The 21,195-nt window shown below is 28.4% G+C and carries 22 protein-coding genes; 21 read left to right on the top strand and 1 reads right to left on the bottom strand.

Annotated elements, in window-relative coordinates; all coding sequences use genetic code 11:
- The first annotated feature begins 4 nt into the window (after nucleotides 1-4).
- The 16 genes from FYJ26_RS00875 (at nucleotide 5) to FYJ26_RS00805 (ending at nucleotide 15,289) form a co-directional block, all read left to right on the top strand.
- Nucleotides 5-1,225 (top strand): BaiN/RdsA family NAD(P)/FAD-dependent oxidoreductase, encoded by a 1,221-nt coding sequence (locus tag FYJ26_RS00875; protein WP_154538854.1) that lies wholly within the window; start codon nucleotides 5-7, stop codon nucleotides 1,223-1,225.
- On the top strand, nucleotides 1,218-1,868 hold the full coding sequence (gene cmk, locus FYJ26_RS00870; protein WP_154538853.1) for a (d)CMP kinase: 651 nt from the start codon (nucleotides 1,218-1,220) through the stop codon (nucleotides 1,866-1,868). Before FYJ26_RS00875 ends, cmk begins: the two co-directional genes overlap by 8 nt.
- Nucleotides 1,858-2,457, top strand: a complete 600-nt coding sequence (locus tag FYJ26_RS00865) for a lysophospholipid acyltransferase family protein (RefSeq protein ID WP_154538852.1) — start codon at nucleotides 1,858-1,860, stop codon at nucleotides 2,455-2,457. Before cmk ends, FYJ26_RS00865 begins: the two co-directional genes overlap by 11 nt.
- Nucleotides 2,454-4,529 carry a bifunctional 4-hydroxy-3-methylbut-2-enyl diphosphate reductase/30S ribosomal protein S1 gene (locus tag FYJ26_RS00860; protein ID WP_154538851.1) on the top strand — a complete coding sequence of 692 codons (2,076 nt, stop codon included), beginning with the start codon at nucleotides 2,454-2,456 and terminating at the stop codon, nucleotides 4,527-4,529. The genes FYJ26_RS00865 and FYJ26_RS00860 overlap by 4 nt, the downstream gene beginning before the upstream one ends.
- A gap of 70 nt (nucleotides 4,530-4,599) precedes the next feature.
- On the top strand, nucleotides 4,600-5,955 hold the full coding sequence (miaB, locus tag FYJ26_RS00855; protein ID WP_154538850.1) for a tRNA (N6-isopentenyl adenosine(37)-C2)-methylthiotransferase MiaB: 1,356 nt from the start codon (nucleotides 4,600-4,602) through the stop codon (nucleotides 5,953-5,955).
- Between the two features lie 17 nt (nucleotides 5,956-5,972).
- The gene (locus tag FYJ26_RS00850) at nucleotides 5,973-6,950 is read left to right on the top strand and encodes a V0D/AC39 family V-type ATPase subunit (protein WP_154538849.1); all 978 of its coding nucleotides are present in this window, start codon (nucleotides 5,973-5,975) and stop codon (nucleotides 6,948-6,950) included.
- Between the two features lie 3 nt (nucleotides 6,951-6,953).
- Complete coding sequence (locus FYJ26_RS00845) at nucleotides 6,954-7,826, top strand: V-type ATP synthase subunit I domain-containing protein (RefSeq protein WP_154538848.1); 873 nt, start codon at nucleotides 6,954-6,956, stop codon at nucleotides 7,824-7,826.
- Between the two features lie 12 nt (nucleotides 7,827-7,838).
- The gene (locus tag FYJ26_RS00840; RefSeq protein WP_154538847.1) at nucleotides 7,839-9,257 is read left to right on the top strand and encodes a V-type ATP synthase subunit I; all 1,419 of its coding nucleotides are present in this window, start codon (nucleotides 7,839-7,841) and stop codon (nucleotides 9,255-9,257) included.
- Nucleotides 9,258-9,267: 10 nt separating this feature from the next.
- Nucleotides 9,268-9,693, top strand: coding sequence for an ATP synthase subunit C (locus FYJ26_RS00835; protein ID WP_154538846.1), 426 nt, complete (start codon nucleotides 9,268-9,270; stop codon nucleotides 9,691-9,693).
- 1 nt (nucleotide 9,694) lies between these two features.
- On the top strand, nucleotides 9,695-9,931 hold the full coding sequence (locus FYJ26_RS00830; protein ID WP_154538845.1) for a V-type ATP synthase subunit F: 237 nt from the start codon (nucleotides 9,695-9,697) through the stop codon (nucleotides 9,929-9,931).
- A 13-nt stretch (nucleotides 9,932-9,944) separates the two neighbouring features.
- Entirely contained in the window at nucleotides 9,945-10,565 is a 621-nt protein-coding gene (locus FYJ26_RS00825; protein WP_154538844.1) for a hypothetical protein, read from the top strand.
- Nucleotides 10,549-12,300 (top strand): V-type ATP synthase subunit A, encoded by a 1,752-nt coding sequence (locus tag FYJ26_RS00820; RefSeq protein ID WP_154538843.1) that lies wholly within the window; start codon nucleotides 10,549-10,551, stop codon nucleotides 12,298-12,300. Before FYJ26_RS00825 ends, FYJ26_RS00820 begins: the two co-directional genes overlap by 17 nt.
- Nucleotides 12,297-13,676 carry a V-type ATP synthase subunit B gene (locus tag FYJ26_RS00815; protein WP_154538842.1) on the top strand — a complete coding sequence of 460 codons (1,380 nt, stop codon included), beginning with the start codon at nucleotides 12,297-12,299 and terminating at the stop codon, nucleotides 13,674-13,676. Before FYJ26_RS00820 ends, FYJ26_RS00815 begins: the two co-directional genes overlap by 4 nt.
- Nucleotides 13,663-14,289, top strand: a complete 627-nt coding sequence (locus tag FYJ26_RS00810; RefSeq protein WP_154538841.1) for a V-type ATP synthase subunit D — start codon at nucleotides 13,663-13,665, stop codon at nucleotides 14,287-14,289. The genes FYJ26_RS00815 and FYJ26_RS00810 overlap by 14 nt, the downstream gene beginning before the upstream one ends.
- Before the next feature lie 628 nt (nucleotides 14,290-14,917).
- A complete protein-coding gene (locus FYJ26_RS11195; RefSeq protein ID WP_268234505.1) occupies nucleotides 14,918-15,043 on the top strand; it encodes a hypothetical protein in 126 nt (41 codons plus the stop codon).
- Nucleotides 15,044-15,052: 9 nt separating this feature from the next.
- A complete protein-coding gene (locus FYJ26_RS00805; protein ID WP_154538840.1) occupies nucleotides 15,053-15,289 on the top strand; it encodes a hypothetical protein in 237 nt (78 codons plus the stop codon).
- Nucleotides 15,290-15,985: 696 nt separating this feature from the next.
- On the opposite strand, the gene rodA is transcribed toward FYJ26_RS00805, so the two are convergent.
- Nucleotides 15,986-17,125, bottom strand: coding sequence for a rod shape-determining protein RodA (rodA, locus tag FYJ26_RS00800; protein ID WP_154538839.1), 1,140 nt, complete (start codon nucleotides 17,123-17,125; stop codon nucleotides 15,986-15,988).
- Nucleotides 17,126-17,220: 95 nt separating this feature from the next.
- Between rodA and nth the strand changes: the two genes are divergently transcribed.
- From nth to gap, 5 genes are all read left to right on the top strand, one after another.
- The gene (gene nth / locus FYJ26_RS00795) at nucleotides 17,221-17,868 is read left to right on the top strand and encodes an endonuclease III (protein ID WP_320595883.1); all 648 of its coding nucleotides are present in this window, start codon (nucleotides 17,221-17,223) and stop codon (nucleotides 17,866-17,868) included.
- Nucleotides 17,865-18,704: an HAD family hydrolase gene (locus tag FYJ26_RS00790; protein WP_154538838.1), complete on the top strand. Its 840-nt coding sequence runs from the start codon at nucleotides 17,865-17,867 to the stop codon at nucleotides 18,702-18,704. The genes nth and FYJ26_RS00790 overlap by 4 nt, the downstream gene beginning before the upstream one ends.
- On the top strand, nucleotides 18,697-19,155 hold the full coding sequence (locus tag FYJ26_RS00785; protein ID WP_154538837.1) for a tRNA (cytidine(34)-2'-O)-methyltransferase: 459 nt from the start codon (nucleotides 18,697-18,699) through the stop codon (nucleotides 19,153-19,155). Before FYJ26_RS00790 ends, FYJ26_RS00785 begins: the two co-directional genes overlap by 8 nt.
- A 12-nt stretch (nucleotides 19,156-19,167) precedes the next feature.
- Nucleotides 19,168-20,094, top strand: a complete 927-nt coding sequence (gene trxB, locus FYJ26_RS00780; RefSeq protein ID WP_154538836.1) for a thioredoxin-disulfide reductase — start codon at nucleotides 19,168-19,170, stop codon at nucleotides 20,092-20,094.
- Nucleotides 20,095-20,171: 77 nt separating this feature from the next.
- Nucleotides 20,172-21,179, top strand: a complete 1,008-nt coding sequence (gap, locus tag FYJ26_RS00775) for a type I glyceraldehyde-3-phosphate dehydrogenase (RefSeq protein WP_154538835.1) — start codon at nucleotides 20,172-20,174, stop codon at nucleotides 21,177-21,179.
- The last annotated feature ends 16 nt before the right edge of the window (nucleotides 21,180-21,195 follow it).

The raw sequence follows: 21,195 nt of genomic DNA, 5'->3' as shown, positions 1-21,195 counted from the left end.
AGGTATGGAAAAAATAGGAATAATAGGTGCAGGGGCAAGTGGTGTATTTACTGCAATAAATGCAAAAACTGAAAATAACGAAATTACCTTAATTGAAAAAAATGATAAGATAGGTAAAAAACTTTTTATAACAGGCAAGGGTAGATGTAATATTACAAACGCCAAATTTTTTGATGAATTTTTAGAAAATATAGTGGTTAATAAGAAATTTATGTATTCATCATTTACAAACTTTGATAATTATGCCCTTATGGATTATATGGAAAAGAATAATCTAAAACTATCTATACAAAGAGGAGATAGGGTATTTCCAAAAAGTGAGAAGTCAAATGATGTTATAAAACTATTTGAAAAACAAATTAGAAAAAAAAATATAAACTTAAGACTTAATGAGAATGTAATAGATTTGTATAAAGATGATAAATTCAAGGTTAAAACAAGTCAAAGTGCTTATGAATTTGATAAACTCGTTATAGCTACTGGAGGACTTTCATATCCTTTGACAGGTTCGACTGGAGACGGCTATAAGTTTGCTAAAAAATTTTCACATAAAATAATACATCAAGTTCCGGGATTATGTCCTATTATTTTTAAAGACAAAAACTTAAATGTATTAAATGGCATAAGTTTAAAAAATGTAAGTCTTAATATAGAAACAAATAGAGGGGATTTTAAAGAATTTGGTGATATGCTTTTTGCTAAAGACTTTATAACAGGTCCAATTGTATTAACACTCTCATCTTTAATTAATAGGAGTAGAGTAATTAGAATGTATATAGATCTTAAGCCTGCTTTAGATTTTGAAAAGATTGATAATAGACTTCTTAGAGAGTTTGATAAAAATCCTAATAAAGATATATCAAATATCCTAAAAAAATTACTTTTAAACGCCTTTATAGATATAATATTAGAAAGATCTGAAATAAATAATCGGATAAAGGCTAATCAAATTACAAAAGAAGAAAGACATAGATTAATTAAAGAAATCAAATTTTTTCACTTAAGTTTTGATGGACTAAAAGATATAAATTCCGCCATAATAACAAGCGGTGGGATTGACTGTAATGAAATTAATCCAAAAACTATGGAGTCCAAGTTAGTTCCAAATCTTTATTTTGTAGGCGAGGTAATTGATGTAGATTGTTTAACTGGAGGATATAATTTACAAGTGGCATTTTCCCAAGGATATGCTTGTGCAAATGATATAAGGAGGAAAAATGAATAATTATATAATTGCAATTGATGGACCTAGTGGATCTGGTAAGTCAACTATTGCAAATGAATTATCAAAAAAATTAGAAATATCTTATCTTAATACAGGCTCAATGTATAGAGCCCTTACTCTTTATTTTCTAGAAAACAATATTAAGAAAGATGAAAATATAAATAAATCATTACTCGAGAAAATAAATATTGATATAAAAAATAATAAAGTATATTTAAATAATAAAAATGTAAGCTTAGAAATAAGGGATAGCTTTGTAACAGAAAATGTATCTTGGGTATCTTCAATCATGGCTGTAAGGGAATATTTAGTAAAACTTCAACGAAAAATCGCCTCAAATAAGTCCATTATATTAGATGGAAGAGATATAGGTACAGTTGTATTTCCTAATGCAAAATACAAATTTTATCTTGATGCAAGTCCTGAAATAAGGGCTAGACGACGTTTTGAGCAAAAAGAGATAAACAAAAGTATAGATGAAATAAAAGACGATATTATAAAAAGAGATTACATTGATTCTCATCGAGAGATATCTCCTTTAAAAAAAGCAGATGATGCATATGTAATAGATTCTTCAAATTTAAGTATAGAAGAAGTAGTCAGTAAAATTATAAGTTATATGGATAAAGAAGATGTTTTATAGATTTTTTTATATTTTAATAAAATTTATTATAATTCCTTTATATAGGATAAATGTTCATGGCATAGAAAATCTTCCAAAAGATAATAAATTTATAGTATGTGCTAATCACAAAAGCATGTTAGATCCCATCTTTGTTGCTGTATCATTAAATAGACAAATACACTTCTTAGCCAAAAAAGAACTTTTTAAAAATCCATTTTTGAGAAAATTTTTAGACTTGCTTGGGGCATATCCTGTTGAAAGGGATGGCAAGGATTTAGGGGTTTTAAGAAATTCTATTAAGGTATTGAAAAAAGGACAAATTTTAGGTATATTTCCTGAGGGTACTAGGGTAAAAGAAATAAAAAGAGAAAATGTGAAAGACGGAGCAGGCTTTATTGCTCTTAAATCAAATACAAATATATTACCAATAGAGATAATATCAGAATACAAAATATTAAAAAAAACTAACTTATATATAAAAAAACCTATAGAAATATCTGATTTTAAAGAACTTAAATCAAAAGATGCTATGAGCAAGATTATGGATGAAACTTATGAGAAAATATATGAAAATCATAATTTATTATACAAAAGGAAGGTTAAATGAAAGTAATAGTAGCTGAAAATTCGGGATTTTGTGGTGGAGTAAGAAGAAGTGTGGAACTTGCAAACAATGAAAGTAATAAAGAAAATAAGTCATATACACTAGGACCTTTAGTTCATAACCCAACTCAAGTTAAGATGCTAGAAGATAAGGGAGTAGAGGTAATTGATGAGAATAAAGTAAGAGAAATTTCAAATGCTAATATTATTATACGAAGTCATGGCATAAGTCAAAAACTTAAGGATGAGCTAAAAAAAAATTCAAACAATGTTGTTGATGCTACCTGTCCTGTATTAATAAATATATATAAGAAAATCAAAAGAAAAGAAGATGATGGATATCAAATAGTAATTGTTGGAGATAAGGAACATCCTGAAATAAAAGCTATGGCATCTTATGTAAATAATGGTATAATAGTAAAAGATGAGACTGAAGCAAAAAATATTACAAATATATCAAAACTATATGTTGTTAGTCAAACAACAAACAGAATTGATTTTTTTGAGAATATTGCTCATGAGTTAGAGAAGACGAATGATGATGTAGTAATAGAAAACACAATCTGCAACGCTACAAGACTTAGACAAGAAGCATGTCTTAGTCTTTCTAAGAAGGTTGATTGTATGATTGTTATCGGTGGTTTTAATAGTTCAAATACAAACAAACTTTATCAAATTGCACAAAAGTATTGTAAAAATGTTCTTAGAATTGAAACTGTTAAAGATCTACCTTTGCAAAAGCTCTCAAAATTTAATATAATAGGGGTAATCGCTGGTGCGTCCACACCAGATTCGGTTATCGAGGAGGTAGTAAATAGGATGGATGATTTAACAAATGAAGAATTAATGAACAGCATTGATGACAGTATGAAAAAAATATACCCAAGGGATGTTGTTACAGGTACAATTATTGATGTAAAAGATGATGAAGTTTTTGTCGACATTCAATATCGTGCAGATGGTATTGTAAAGCTTGATGAAATGACTGAAGAAGAAAGAGAAAATCCAAAAAATCATTTTGAAGTAGGTCAAGAAGTAGAAGTTTATGTTATTAAGCTTGATGATGGTGAGGGTAATGTAGCCTTATCTACAAGAAGAGTTGAAGGAATGAAAAACTGGAAGGCCCTTAGAGATGCGTACGAAAACAAAGAAACTGTTAAAGGTGATGTGGTAGGCTCTAACAAAGGCGGACTAACAGTTAAAGTTATGGGTATCAATGGCTTTGTTCCAGCAAGTCAAATAGCCCCATATTTTGTTAAAAACTTTAAAAAGTTTGTTGGGGAACATTGGGATCTTAAAATAATATCAATTGATGAAAGAAAGAATCGTTTAGTTCTTTCAAGAAAAGATATTGTTGAAGAGAAATTAGACGAACAATGGGATGAGCTTGAAGAAGGACAAGTAATTACAGGTAAAGTAGCAAGATTAACAGATTTTGGTGCATTTATAGAAATAGGAAGCCTTGATGGTTTACTTCATGTATCTGATATTGCTTGGACAAGGGTAGAGTATCCAAGAGATGTATTAAATATCGGTGATGATATAGAAGTTAAAATATTAAAATTAAACAAAGAAAAGAATAGAATTTCCCTTGGTAGAAAACAACTACTCGAAAAGCCATTTACAGAATTTGTAAATACACATGAAGTAGGAGATGTTATAACAGGTAAGGTGGTTAATTTATTAGACTTTGGTGCTTTTGTAGAAGTACAAGATGGAGTTGAAGGATTAATTCACGTATCTGAAATATCATGGGACCACGTTGAAAAACCATCTGATGAGTTAAATGTTGGAGATGAAGTTGAAGTTAAAATCTTAAGCATTGATCCAGAAGAAGAAAAAATTGGTTTATCAATCAAAGCTTTAAAAGAAGCTCCAGAAAGAAGTGAAAGAAAACCAAGAAGACGTGATAACAATGATAATAAAAACAGATTTAATGCAAAAGCTAAAAGAAAATCAGCTCAAAAGGAATCAAGTGATGACTTTGGGGATAATGATTTAAATAACAACATTGGATTTGCTATTGAAGAAATGCTATCAGGTATTGAGATTGATGAAGAATCTTCAGATGAATAATATTTGATAAAATACAATTGTACAAGAAAGAGGTGATTTTATCATCTCTTTTTTGCCTGTAAGGAGAAATATGCAATTAAAAACTAATGAAATTTATAAAGACCATTTTAAAGGCAAGACATATAATATAACTACTTTTGGGTGTCAGATGAATGAACATGATTCTGAAAGAATTTCATACTTATTGGAAGACATAGGATATAAAAAAACTGAAAATAGAGATGAAGCTGACTTAATTTTATTTAATACTTGTTTGGTTCGTGAAAATGCGGAATTGAAATTATATGGTCAAGTTGGGAGTTTAAAAAAATTAAAGGAAGAAAATCCAGAAAAAATTATTGTAGTATCAGGTTGTATGATGCAAACCAGTGTTGCAAGAGAAGTTATAGAAAAAAAACATAAAGAAGTTGATATAATCTTTGGTACTAAAAATATAAATTCTCTACCAGATTTATTATTTAGGTATTTAGAAAGCGGAGAAAGAGTCATAGATATATCTGAAGATAATGTTAAAGATGACTATGTAAATTACAACTCAAAAAATAATTTCCAAGCTTATGTAAATATAATGAGAGGCTGTGATAACTTCTGTTCATATTGTATTGTTCCACAATCAAGAGGAAGAGAAGAAAGTAGAAGACCTTCTCATATAATTGAAGAAATAGAAAATCTTGTGAGAGAAGGATATAAGGAAGTAACACTTCTTGGACAAAATGTAAACTCTTATGGAAATAAGTCCGATTTTAATGTGACTTTCCCTGAACTACTAGAAAAATGTGCTCAAATTGATGGTTTAAAAAGATTAAGATTCACAACAAGTCACCCAAAAGATTTATCAGATGATTTAATTAAAGTAATTAAAAAATATGATAATATTTGTAATTATTTTCACTTACCTATGCAAAGTGGATCTAATAAAGTTCTTAAAGATATGAATAGAAAATATACAAAAGAGAAATACCTTGAAAGAGCATTAAAATTAAAAGAAGAAATACCAGGTATATCTATATCTACGGATATAATTGTGGGCTATCCTACAGAAGATGAAGAAGATTTTATAGAAACACTTGATGTATGTAAGAAAGTTGGTTTTGATTCAGCATTTACCTTTAAATACTCGCCTAGACCAAACACTAAGGCAAGTAAGCTTACACCAATAAACGATATGATTGTCCAAGATAGGTTTGACAGACTACTTGATACCTTATATCCTATTTTTAATGAGAAAAATAAAGAATACTTAGGAAAAACAGTTGAAGTTCTTCTTGAGTCTGAAAGTAAGAATAACAGAGAAGTGCTGACCGGTAGGACAGATACCTTTAAATTAGTTCATGTTAAGGCTGATAATAGCCTTATAGGAAAATTTGTAAAGGTAAAGATTACAGATCACACATCATTTACTATATCTGGAGATTTAATAAGCTAGATAGAAAGAAGGAGAACATGAAGTCTTATGTAGTTAAAGCAAAGGCAAAACTAGGTAAATTACCGGATAAGACCATTAGAAGAGATTTATTATACGAAGATGATACAGATAGAAAACTTGATATTATCAAATCATTTTATCCGGAAATATCTTCTTTAACAAGTAAAAGTGATTTAGAAATCGGTCTTGAAAATCATTTATACGATAACCTTTATTCTTTTTTGAAATTTATAAAGGGTGAAGAAAAAGAATTTTTCATTAAATATATTTCTAGATATGAAATTTCAATTCTACAGCTTATAATACAAGCTTTGCTAAATAATCATATAAAAGATAGCTTGGAAATTATAAAAGAAAATAAGTTTTCAAAAGCCTTTGATATAAAAGAAGACTATGATTTTGAAGATTTTGTTTTAAAAAGTAACAATACTAGATATTATAGGAGCTTATTCCCATTTTTAAATGAAAATGTGGATAGAAGCTCATTAATATTTTTGTCTTCAAATTCTTTGAATAAATTCTATTATAGGGACCTCTTAGAAGAAATTTCTAAATTTTCTAAAAATGAAAGAGATGAGTTAAGAGACTTTATAGGAAAAAAAATAGATATATTTAATATAGAGATGCTTTATAGACTTATAAGATTCTTTGATATAAATAGTAATGAAATGTTTAACTATTTAATTGAAGGAGGTAAATATCTTAAGTCTGATGACTTGATAAAATTATCTAATATGAATTTAATTAATTTCAAAGACTTTATAATAGGAAGTCAATATAAAGATTTATTTTTAACTAGTAAAACTTTTTATAAGGCAAAAGAAGATTATTTATCAAAACTTTCAAAAAAATTAGCTAATTCTAAATATGATTTATTAAAACTAATCTATATTGTTGATATGATAGACATATCTAATAGAAATCTAATTAGTCTTTTGGAACTTGACGAAAGTTTTGATAAAGATGAGAAGAAAAAATATATAATAGAGAGGTGAATTATGGCTGTAGAAAAAATGCATCTAGTCAATATAATGGCAAGGTTAGATAATCTAGATAGTTTTTTAGAAGATTTAATAGAAATTGATGAATTTGACCAAGTTGATGCTTTAAGACAGATTCAAAATAGGGAATTTTCAATAACTTCAAATGAAGCAAATATTGAAAAAACTGAAGATTTCAATAATATTGAATCTTTTGAAAAATTAGACCCTAATTTTTTAAAGAAACTTGAAGATATGAAAGAGTTTCTTAACTTAAAAGATTCTACTCATGGGAAAAAAATTGATAATGAAAAACTTGAATATCTTTATAATATATTAGATGAAAAGATTAATGAAAAGAAAAAGTTAGAAGAAAGAAATATAAAACTTGAAGAATACATTAGAAATTTAAGAGCATTAGAAAATGAAGATATTGATATAAATAAGGTACAAAAACTTAATTATTTTTCGTATAGACTTGGTGAAGTAAGCAAGGACGGTAGATTTATATTAAAAAATAATTATGAATCAATACCATCATTAATTATTCACTTAAAAGAAAATGATCCTGATATTGAAATAAATAAGCAGGCTCTTGGAGATATCTATAATATTGATAAAGAAACTAAAAAACTTAGGGATGATACGGATAAAATTTTAGAAAATGAGAAGGCCAATGTTAATAAAATCAGCATAGAACTTAATGAGGAGTATGATAAAAAGACAAAAAATGATTCGTCTAAATTGTATGATGATATTCTAAGTAAGGCAAATGTAGAATCTAAAAATATAGAAGAATTTTATAAACAACAAAAGTCTGAAACTGAAAAAATTTATAAAGATAAGAAAGATAGCATTATAAAAGACTTCTTCCAAAAGATAATTAAATAGAAAGGAGGTTATATGAAATTATTAGAAAAATTAGGTTTTAAAGATAAATATAAAAATAGTCCAAAAAGTAAGAATATAGATCAGTCAAATGAGGATTATCTTTTAGTATATCCTAAAAATGTTGAGGATGAAGTAAATAGAACAATATCTTCCTTGGGTTTTATTGATAAAGAGATAGAAAATGGGACAGATATGGAAAGTCTTAGAAAAGAGTATGAAGAGAATAAAAGGAAACTAAAAGAATTAGATAAGAGCCTCAGTAAGATAAAAAATGATAATTTAGCTGATTTGGAAAATATCCCAAAAACAATAGATTATTATAAAAAATCTTCAAAACTTAAAGAAAAGATGCTTAGAGGAAATAAATATTTTTACCTTTCAGGCTGGGTTCCTGAATCAAAATTTAAGATATTAAAAGATACAGTCGATAAGTATGAAGACAGCTTGATCGACCAAAAAAAAAATAAGGAAACAATAGCCAATCCACCTACTAAGCTGAAGAATAATAAAATATTTAAGCCATTTGAATTTTTAGTAAATATGTATGGTGCTCCAAATTATAATGAAGTAGATCCTACAGGATTTTTTGCCATTACATATATGCTTTTATATGGAATGATGTTCGGTGATCTAGGACAAGGTTTAGTTTTTATATTAGCTAGCTTCTTTATAGGAAAGAAAAATGAAGTTTTTGGTCAACTTATTAGAAGGATTGGAATATCAGCATCAATTTTTGGTCTTATGTATGGTTCATTCTTTGGAATTGAAACTTTGATACCAACTCTGCTTATAAAACCATTTGATAATATAATAAAAGTTTTAGCAGCATCTGTAGGATTTGGTATTATTTTATTAATAATATCATATCTTATCGGAATATATAATAAGTTAGTCAAACAAAAAGATTTAGAAGAGGGTATTTTTGGTAAAGAGGGAATAGCAGGACTCATAATGATGATATCATTTATTATGATAATACTTAATATAGTAAATATTAATCCACTACCAATGATAATATCATTAATACTTTTAATCTTATCTATAGTTATGATGATATTTAAGCAACCTATCACTAGAATATTACTTAGTGTTAGTCCTTTATATGATCAATCAGGTTCAGATTATTACGTAGAAAGTTCTTTTTCTATAATAGAAGCACTTTTATCAGTATTTTCAAATCTTGTTTCTTTTACAAGGGTTGGAGCCTTTGCAATAAACCACGTAGGTTTATATATGGCATTTGAAGTTATTAGTAAGCTTGTCGGTGGAGGCTTTATAGGAATAATTATATTGATTTTAGGTAATATTCTAATTATAGGTCTAGAGGGAATGATAGTATTTATCCAAGGCTTAAGGCTTGAATTTTACGAAATGTTTAGTAAATATTACAAGGGAGATGGACATAAATTTAGTCCAATAAGTAAATTATAAGGAGAAAAATATGATTTTAGTAACAATTTTAGCACTTTTATGTGTAACAATGACAATTTATTCAGGTTTATACTTAATGAAAAACAATGAGGACCCATCAAAGGAAAAAATAAAAAAAGCCTTAAAAATTAATTTATCAACATTTGTTCCAATCATGGTTATGATTTTAGTCTTGATTTTACCAGATGGAGTTAAGGCTGCAGCAAATGGAAATGAAGCAATGGCTGCAAGTGGTCTTAAATATATAGGTGCTGCTTTATCAACAGGTCTTGCAACTATAGGAACTGGATATGCTGTAGGTCAAGTAGGTTCAGCCGCTTTAGGAGCTATTTCAGAAGATGCATCTATTTTGGGTAGAACAATAATCTTTGTTGGACTTGCTGAAGGTATTGCTATCTTTGGTGTAATTATTTCTATATTAATTCTTTACGCATAAAATGAAAGCAAATATTATAACTAAGGATATGTCACTACTTCTAGGGTTTAGACTCGGAGGTATAGATGGCTGCCTTATCGACAAAAATGATCAAATATTAAAAAATTTCAATCAATATTCTAGAAATAAGGAAACAGCATTAATAATATTTTCAAAAGATTGTTATGAACTTATTAAAGATGAGGTTGAATCTTTTAGACAAATCAAGGACAAACCCTTGATAGTAGTTTTAGATTAGTAAGGAATATAATATGCTAGATTTAAGTTCAAAGATATCAAGCTTTAGAAAGATGGTTTGGTCTAATGAAAAGAAAAAAAGCGAGAAACAGCTTTATAATTCTACAGAAAATTCATCTAAAGCTTTAAGTGAAATAAAAATAAAGCTAGAAAATGAATATAATAAGTACATGGAAAAAAGAGAAGAATTTGCTAATTCAAGAAAAAATGAAAAAATAGCAAATATATCTCAGCACGAAAAAACACTTTATAATAAATTTAAGGAAGAACTCTTAAATAAACTAATTGATGAAATTAGATTAGAGCTTATTGACTATAGTAAAAGTGATGAATACAAAGAAAAATTAAAAATAGAGGCTACAAAAATATTTGAAAGCTTATCTAAGGATGATGATTCTCTGATTTTAGCGGTTAGAGAATCTGACAAAGAACTATTTGATTTTGATACCGAAACTATGGATGATAGTAAGATTGGTGGCTTTATTATAAGAAATAAAGATTTTACCTATCAATATAATTTTTCTTTAGAAAAGAAACTAGACAATTATAAGTATGAAATTGGTAGCGAATTTTATAAAGAAATTGCTGAAAATTTCAAAAAAGAAATGGAGGAATTATATGACTCCAAGAATTAAATCTATAAATGGACCTGTAATAGTAGCAAAAGATGCTAGTAAACTTAAAGTTAGAGAAATGGTTAATGTAGGTTCTTTAAAACTTATAGGTGAAGTAGTATCTATAGATGGCAATATGGGTGTAATACAAGTTTATGAAGATAGTTCAGGTCTTAAGGTAGGTGATGAAATAGTCCCTACACATAGACCTTTATCAGTAAGGCTTGGACCTGGTATGATTGGAAATATGTTTGATGGTATTCAAAGACCATTAGATAGGATTGCTGCAAAAAATGGAGCTTTTATTCCTTCTGGTTTAGGTTTATCAAATCTTGATGAAGAAAAACTGTGGGATATAAAAATTAAAGTCAAAATAGGCGACTTAATTAAAATAGGCGATATTTATGCAACTTGTAAAGAAAGTCCAATAATAGAGCATAGAATAATGTCAAATGTTAATGGTGAAGTTATAGAGATATCAGATGATGGTTTTTATAAACTAGAAGATACTATTGTAAAGGTTAAAACAAATGACGGTATAGAAGAATTAAAACTTTATCAATATTGGCCTGTAAGAGTTCAAAGACCTGTTAAAGAGTCAAAAGCTTTAAATAAGCTTTTAGTGACAGGACAAAGAGTTTTAGATATTTTCTTTCCAGTTGCAAAGGGAGGAACTGTAGCAATTCCAGGAGGATTTGGTACAGGAAAAACAATGCTTCAACACCAATTGGCCCAATATTCAGACGCTGATATAATTATATATATAGGTTGTGGTGAACGTGGAAATGAAATGACCCAAGTACTTGAAGACTTTCCAGATCTAATAGATCCAAATACTGGAAGAGGTCTAATGGAAAGGACTATTCTTATAGCAAATACCTCAAATATGCCAGTAGCAGCAAGAGAGGCTAGTATTTATACTGGAATAACCATGGCGGAATATTTTAGGGATATGGGCTATGATGTAGCTCTTATGGCAGATTCAACATCAAGATGGGCAGAGGCCTTAAGAGAAATATCTGCAAGACTTGAAGAAATTCCCGCTGAAGAGGGATACCCAGCTTATCTAGGTTCAAGACTTTCTCAATTTTATGAAAGGGCAGGAGATTTTATAAATTTAAATGGTAGTGAGGGCTCAGTTACTCTAATTGGTGCTGTATCTCCAACAGGAGGAGATTTCTCGGAGCCAGTAACTGAAAATACAAAAAGAAGTGTAAATGTATTTTTAGGTCTGGATAAAAATCTTGCTTACTCAAGACACTACCCTGCTATAAATTGGCTTACTTCTTATTCTAATTACCTTGACCAAATGGGAGATTATTATGAAAACTTGACAGGTGAAGATATTATAGGGTTAAGAAATAGGATGATGACAATACTTACTGAAGAAGATAAGCTTCAATCTATAGTAATGCTTGTTGGAAAAGATGCTTTAAGTGATAAGCAAAAAAATCTATTAGATGTGGCAAGTATTATAAAAATTGCCTATCTTCAACAAAATGCTTTTAATGATATAGATAAGTATGTGCCATTAGAAAAGCAAGTTTTAATGCTAAAGGCTATAGAAGCTTATTATAACTATTCCCTTGAAGCTATTGATAGGGGAATATCTTATAAGGACATTTACAATAAAGACTTAATTTCAGAGCTTAATGGCATGAAATATAATATTAAAAATGATGAAACAGATAAATTTATTGAGTTAAATAACAATATCCGTTCTTATTTTCAAAGTCTAAAAGAGGGTGAACTATGATAAAAGAATATACAAGAATTAAAAAAATAGAAGCATCAATTATAGAGTTAGAAAAAGTTTCAGATATTGCTTATAGTGCTGTGGTAAAGATAAATACACTTGGTCAAGAATTTATAGGACAAGTTGTAAAAATAGATGAAGACACAGTAACAGTTGAAGTTTTTGGTGATACTCAAAATTTCTCAATTTATGATATAGTTGTTGAATTTAATGAAAAACCCTTAGAGATTCCATTAAATGAGTCAATATTAGGCAGAACTTTTAATGGTGTAGCAAGACCAATTGATAATGGTGGAGAAATCTACTCTGATAAGTTTTATTCTGTAGAAGGTAAACCTTTAAATCCTGTATCAAGACAATATCCAAGAAATTTTATCCAAACAGGTATATCATCAATTGATATACTAACAACATTAATACGTGGTCAAAAACTACCTATATTTTCAGGATCTGGAATGCCACATAACGAAATAGCTGCCCAAATTGTACGACAAGCAAAACTTAAGACCGATGAAGACTTTTGTTTTGTATTTGCGGCAATGGGGATAAAAAAGGATGAAGCAATGTTCTTTGATGATGCCTTTACCAAGGCAGGTGTAAAAAATAAGGTAGTTATGTATGAAAATCTTGCGGATGATCCAATAATGGAAAGACTTATAACACCAAAATGTGCTCTAACAGCTGCAGAATACTTAGCATTTGAAAAAAATAAACATGTTTTAGTAATAATAACTGATATTACATCATATGCAGAAGCTTTACGTGAAGTGTCATCTATTAGGCAAGAGGTGCCATCACGTAAGGGTTATCCAGGATATCTTTACTCAGATTTAGCCTCTTTATATGAAAGAGCTGGTATGATAAAAGGGATAAATGGATCAGTAACCTTAATCCCTATACTAACTATGCCAAATGACGATATAACCCATCCTATTCCAGATTTGACTGGATATATCACAGAAGGTCAAATTGTAGTAGATAGGGGACTTAATCAAAAAGGGATATATCCTCCAATAAATGTTCTTCCATCTTTATCAAGACTTATGAAAGATGGGATAGGAGAAGGATATACAAGGGATGATCATGATGATTTGATGAATCAGTTATATGAATCTTATTCTAAGGTTCAAGAAATTAGAAATATTTCACAAATAGTTGGTGAGGATGATCTTTCAGATGTTGATAAGAAATTTTTGAAATTTGGTAAGATATTTGAAAATAAGTTCTTAAGCCAAGATCAATACGAAAATAGGTCTATAGAAGAATCATTAGATTTAGGTTGGGATATTCTTAAAATACTTCCTCTAGATCAACTTCATAGAGTAAGTGATAAAAATAAAGCAAAATTCTTGGGTGGAAATAATGACAGAGACTAAGCTTGCACCAACCAAAGCCAATCTAATGAAAGCTAAAGCCCAGCTTGACCTTATCAATGAGGGCTATGATATTTTAGATAAGAAGAGAAAGGCTCTTATTAGTCAGTATAATGCTAAAATTGATCAAAGAAACGAGTTGAATGATATAGTAAATTCATCAATTAAAGATGTAAAAAAAGCAATTAAAAAAGCAAGTGCAACTATAGGGGAGGATAAGCTTAAATCAATAGCTTTATCAGTACCATTAGATAATTCAATATCTTTAATAAATAGAAAATTTATGCAAACGAAAATTTATGAGATAAGTTTTGAAGAAAAAAAGCTTGATTTATCTTATTCATTAAGTTTAACAAACTCTTTATTTGACCTAGCCTTAATTTCATTAAATGAATTAAAGAGTAAGGTGTATAAGTTAGCTGAGCTTGATACAACTATTAATAATCTTGATAAAGAGATTAAAAAAACCTCAAAAAAGGTTAATAGTCTTGAAAAAGTTCAAATACCAAATTATAACAAAACAATTAAATCTATTTCTAGTCAAATTGAAGAAAAAGAAAGAGAAGAATTTTCTAAAACAAAAATGATAAAAGATAGAAAAGTTGATAATAAGTAAGTCTTATGCAAACGTCTTGTTTACATAAGACTTTTTTACATTATGGATAAATAAGAAAAGTACATGAACAATATCAAAAATTAGTAATAGGTGCTAGCATAAATTCTATAATATTATAGATAAAAAGTGGTAAAATAATTGTCTGAAAAATGATATTGATATAGAATAAATATATAATATAATTTGAAAGGGAAAAGCCTAAATTCAGCTAATTATGATGGTATATACTAATTAAAAATGATTAAAATAAAGCCAGTTCTATTCCAAAATCCTTCCAAGGATTTTAAAAAAAACGTAGTCTTTATCAAAACGTCTTTTACAAATTTAATTGTAAAGGGCGTGTTTTTTATATAGAGTTTAAGTAAATTGTAGGCAAATTTTAATATAGAAATTCTTGGATGAATTTTGAATTGAATTTTATCGTAAATATTTTTAATTATTTTTTAATAGATTTGTTTTTAGAATATACTTTTATTTAATTTAGAAATATTATTCAACTTGACAATATATATAATGTAGACATAATTAGGATTGCTAAAGGATAAATTTATATGAAAAAGAAAATAATAACACCAGCATTAATCCTATCATTAGGACTATTAGCAGCACCCCAAGCACACGCACAAGAGTGCAAACTACCCTATCTAAGCCATCAAAAGAAGAAAAGAACGATAACAAAAAAGAAGAAGCAAAAGAGCTTCCACTAGGTGAATATGAACTAATAGAAAAAGCCGAATCCATAAAAAACAGATGATACATTATTATGTCAAAGCCATTCCACTTTAACATACTCGGCAATAAGACAGGCTCTGAATGGGCTTCATATCAATATGAAAAAAACCATCTAGACATAATTTCAGTAGAAAACGTAGAAGAAAACAATGAATTCAAAATCAAAATAACCTTAGGAAATATACATCAAAAAGGACAACTAGAATTAGTCAAAATAGGAAAACTTCTTACAGGAACAACAACAGAAGATAAATTAGTTATAAAATAACCAAACCAACAATCACATTAGATAGACTTCAAAATTGTTTTCTTGATTAAAATATTTTATTCTATAAAGTCTAAATCATTTATTTTTTGTAAAAGATAAAAATATTTTTTACTATCTTCATTTATTACTATTTCTTCAAAAGAATTGAGATTATAGCTATGAACGTATTCTACACTATCCTTAATATTATCATAATTTATATTTATTCCTATATTTTTTAAGATTTAAGAATTGTTTTTAAAGTAATTTCTGTTATTCTTTTTTCTATATAATCGTAGTTTAAATGATTTTCATTTGAATTGAAAGAATCTCAAATAGTTATTTCTACTATAATATAATAGAATTGGGAAGTTAAAAATAATATTGTTTACTAGAAGTATTTATAATTTAGAAATCATAATTAGAGGTATAAATAATAGTAAAATTATTCTTGAGATTAAATACTAAAAACATTGGGAAAGTGAACTAACTGTTTTAAGAATCAAGGCATAAGTTAATAATATTAGATAATGGTTCATGTAAAAATTGCTTGTTTAAAATTAATTAATTTAGCAAATCATTACAATATTTTAAATTACTTATAACTAATTTTATATAACAAATTAGTTTTCTAAGCTTGCTATATAGTCTTCAAGTTGTTTAGAATAGATTGTAATGACTTGCTAAAGATAGGAAATAATAATTTTTTAATAATTCCTATCTAATAAATTTAATAGTTTCGTATTCGCTTGCATCTTCTATGTCATATGATGATTTTTGCATGGATGCAGATAAAGCTAGTCCTACATTTGCAAAACATATAAGTAAGAATGTTCCTCCCGATGAGAAAAATGGTAAGGGAATTCCAGTAACAGGCATAAGACCTATTGTCATTCCTACATTTTCAAATATATGGATAAAAAACATAGCTGAAATACCAGAAACTAATAGGCTCACAAAAGTATTTTTTGAATTTTTACTTATAGCTATAAACCTATAAATCATTATAACAAAGGCTATTAGCATAAGTATTGCACCTATAAATCCAAGTTCTTCTGCAAGCACTGAGAAAATATAATCTGTTTCCTTTTCAGGGATATAACCATATTGAGCTTGGGTTCCTTTCATATATCCACGTCCTGTAAGCATACCACTTCCTATGGCTATTAAACCTTGTTGTTGTTGCCAACCACTACCAGATGTATCTCTTGATGGGTCCAAAAAGTCATGAATTCTATCGGCTCTATAGCCTTTAAGATTAAGTAATAAAATTAAAAATCCAACTATAGCGATGGCTAATAGAGCAATGATCCATTTCCATGAAAGTCCAGCCATAAAAAACATTACAGCTATAAAAAATATATAAACCATGGCTGTTCCAAAGTCAGGTTGTAATAATATTAAAATTACAGGAACTAGGGCAAAGGCCATACTTATAAGTAGACCACTTGGTTTATTTATATTTGATTTGTATTTATCAAAATAAGCTGCTAAAGCAAATATTATACCAACTTTAGTTACCTCAGATGGTTGAATTTGAATAGGACCGAGAATTAACCAAGAATTAGAACCCCACTCTTGTTCACCTTGTCCAAAAAGTATGGTTAATAGTAACAAAATTAAAGATATTACATAAACTGGCATCCATGCTTTTTTTATAACATCCATATCCATGGTGCATAATACAAATATAAGTATAAATCCCAATACAGTTGCAACTATTTGGCTTTTTATATTGCTAATCTTTCCAGAAAAAGCAGAATAAAGTATAAATAGTCCATATAAACTTAAAAAAGCCACACTTATAAATAGCAGCCAATCGAATCTTTTTAAATCTTTTTTCTTTAAATTAAACATTTAATCACTCCAATACTAGTAATAATTATATAATAAGCATCTTAAATCTTCAATCTTTATTTTTCCCAAAAGATAAGGGTATAATAAATTAAGAGGTGAGAATTATTTTAGAAAAAGAAGAAATTTCAAAAGTAATAGATATACTAAATCAACTTTATCCAAATCTTGATAAAAGTTTTCTAGATTTTACAACACCATTTGAACTCTTAGTAGCTACAATTCTATCAGCTCAATGTACCGATGTAAGAGTAAATAAAGTTACAAAATATATGTTTAAAATTGCTAATAAAGCAGAAGACTTTGCAAATATGAATATTAAAGATATTGAAGACTTGATAAAAACATGTGGACTTTATAAGAATAAAGCAAAAAATATTAAAAATGCATCTATAATGTTGTTAAGGGAATTTGATGGAAAAGTACCTGATACCATGGAAGATTTGATTAAACTTCCAGGAGTTGGTAGAAAAACAGCAAATGTTGTAATGGCAAATGCTTTTAATAAAGACACCATAGCAGTAGATACTCATGTACAAAGGGTTTCAAATAGGATAGGTCTTGCTAATAGTAAGAATGTGTTAAATACTGAAAAAGATTTGATGAAAAACTTACCAAAAGACAGATGGTCAATTTTACACCATCAGATTATAGCACATGGAAGAAAAATTTGTAAGGCTAGAAATCCACTTTGCCATGAATGTGATATAAGAGTTTTATGTGAGTACTATAAGGAGAAAAAATGATAAAATTATTTGCTATTGACTTAGATGGGACAACTTTAGATAATCAGTCAAGGCTTGATAATAAAGTTATAGAGGCTTTAAAAAAATTAGATGAAAATGGTATAAAATTCGTATTTACTTCTGGAAGAGCAAAGCCATCCGTAGATTATTTAACATCTCTTACAGGTTTCGATAACCCAACTGTAGCTAATAATGGAGCTATAGCATCTATAAATAGAGAAAACATAATATACGAAAATTATCTAACTTATAAAAATATAGAAAAGCTTATTGAATTTTGTGAAAATTATAAACTTTTGTATCAATTTTATGACCATGATACTTATTATTCTAATAGAGTATGTCCTGAAAGATTTAGCCATCTAAAAAAGAAAAGTGATTATGGAATGAATTATCAGGTCAATTTTTCTTTTTCAGCAAATCCCTTAAATGAAATAAAAAACAGAAATAGTAATGTACTTAAATTTCAAATATTTCCAAAGGAATATAATAAATTAAGTAAAGATAGGATTATTGAAGAAATTAGAAAGTTCAATAAAAATCTTTATATAACATCATCAAATGATAAAGTTATAGAAATAATGCAAAAAAATGTAAGTAAATATCAAGCTATATGTGAAGTTTCAGATTATTTGGGTATAAATAGAGATGAAATAGCTGCAATTGGAGATCAAGATAATGATATACCAATGTTAAAGTTAGCGAAGCTTTCTTTTGCAGTTGAAAATGCTATAGATGAGGTAAAAGAAATTGCAGATGTAATTGTAGGATCTAATGATGAATTTGGTATTGTTGAAGCTATTGATATAGTAATAAAAAGGAATAAAGATGTTTAATATAGTATTGATTTCTCCACAACATCCTGGAAATGTTGGCAATATATCAAGAACTTGTGTACAGACTGATTCAACTCTTCATCTAATAAGACCATTTAAATTTGACCTATCAAATAAATCTTTAAGAAAAGCTGGCATTGACTATTGGGATGATTTGAAGCTAGTAATTCATAATAGTGTTGATGATTTTTTTGAATATGTAAAAGATAAAAATATATATTTTATCGAAACAGGAAGTAATAGGACTTATTGTGATATTTGCTTTAAAGTAGATGATTATCTAATTTTTGGCAGAGAAAAAGAAGGTATAGATCAAAAACTATTAGATGAACATAAGGATAAAATTTTTAGTATACCAATGACTAATAAGATAGATAGGTCATTAAATTTAGCTAATTCAGTTGCAATAGTTTTATATGAAGGATTAAGACAAAATAATTTTTTTAAATAATAGAGGTGAAATATGTTTGATGTAATAATAATTGGAGCAGGACCTGCAGGACTTACAGCAGGTCTTTACGCTGGTAGGGCTAAGCTTAAAACATTAATTTTAGAAAAAGATATAGCAGGTGGGCAAATTGCAACAACAGAGCATGTAGAAAACTATCCTGGTTCTGAAAAAGGAGCAGGAGGTCTTGCCATATCAGATAGGATGGAAGAGCAAGCAAGAGAGTTTTGTGAAATAAAATATAAAGAGGTTAAGAAAGTAGAGCTTAAAGGTGAAGTTAAAAAAGTGTATACGACAGATGAAGTTTATGAAAGCAAGGTGGTTATTATCTCAACTGGGGCAAGTCATAGGAAATTGAATGTTCCAGGTGAAAAAGAATTTGCAAATCTTGGAGTTTCATACTGTTCAACCTGCGATGGTCCATTTTATCAAGGTTTAGATATATTTGTAATTGGTGGAGGTGAGGCAGCACTAGAGGAAGCACTCTATCTTACTAAATTTGGCAAGTCTGTAAATATAATTCATAGAAGAGAAGGTTTTAGAGCAAGTCAAACTATAGTTGATAGATGTAAGGAAAATGAAAAAATCAATTTCTTATTAAATTATACAGTTGAAGAGATAAAAGGAGAAAGTGAAGTAAATGAACTTATACTAAAAAATACTCAAACAAATGAATTAAAAACAATAAAAAATGATGATAATAGTCCATTTGGGGTATTTATATATATAGGTAATATACCACAAACTGATTTATTTAAAGATCAAATTGAACTTATAGATGGCTATATTCCTACAGATGAGGACATGAAAACTAATTTAAAGGGAGTTTTTGCTATTGGTGATACCAGAGTTAAAAAAATAAGACAAATGGTAACAGCAACAAGTGATGGATGTATAGCTAGCGAGATGGCTAATAAATATATCGATAATGGTGAGTGGTAATATACACTTGACAAAAAATCGTCAATTAGTAAAATAATTATTGTAAAGCACATTGAAAAAGCACTTAGGAGGAAATAATGACAACAAAAGTAGCTATTAATGGATTTGGAAGAATAGGACGTCTTACACTTAGAAGAATTGCTGAAGTTGAAGACAATATAGAAGTAGTAGCAATCAATGATCTTATTGATAAAAAAGGCTTATTATATGCATTTAAATATGATACTGCTCAAGGAAGATTCAACGGGGAAGCTGAACTTACAGATGATGGATTTAAAATAAATGGAAAAGATATAAAAGTATTTGCTGAAAGAAATCCAGAAGACCTTCCATGGAAAGACTTAGATGTTGATATAGTACTTGAATGTACAGGATTCTTTACAGAAAAAGAAAAAGCAGAAGCTCATATTAAAGCAGGAGCAAAGAAAGTGTTAATTTCAGCACCAGGTAAAGGTGATATGAAAACAATAGTTTATGGTGTTAACCATGAAACACTTGATGGATCAGAAACAGTGGTTTCAGGTGCTTCATGTACAACAAACTGTTTGGCACCAATGGTTAATGTATTGGTAAAAGAATTTGGTTTTGTATCAGGACAAATGTCAACAATCCATGCTTATACAGCTACTCAAGCTATCCAAGATACTCCAGCTAGTAAAAAAGACCTTAGAGGTGGAAGAGCAGCAGCTCAAAATACAATTCCAGCATCAACAGGTGCAGCTAAAGCGGTTGGTAAAGTACTTCCAGAAGTAGAAGGAAAAATAGATGGATCAGCTCTAAGAGTTCCAACAATAACAGGTTCTATTACAGAACTTTACTCAGTACTTGAAAATAAAGTTACTGTGGAAGATGTTAATGCTGCAATGAAAAAATATGAATCAGATGCTTTTGCTTACACAGAAGATGATATAGTATCAAGTGATATTGTTGGATATCCAGCAGGAAGTGTATTTGATTCACAATTAACCAAAATAGTTGAAGGTACAGATGGAACACAAGTTGTTAAAACTGTAGCATGGTATGATAACGAAATGGGATATGTATCTAACCTAGTTAGAACACTAGATTACTTGGCAAATCTTTAAGATTTTAATTGGCGGG

The sequence above is a fragment of the Anaerococcus porci genome (assembly GCF_009696575.1).
Taxonomy (GTDB): domain Bacteria; phylum Bacillota; class Clostridia; order Tissierellales; family Peptoniphilaceae; genus Anaerococcus; species Anaerococcus porci.
The sequence above is the reverse complement of the archived record's forward strand: the minus strand, read 5'-3'. Positions and strand labels throughout refer to the sequence as shown.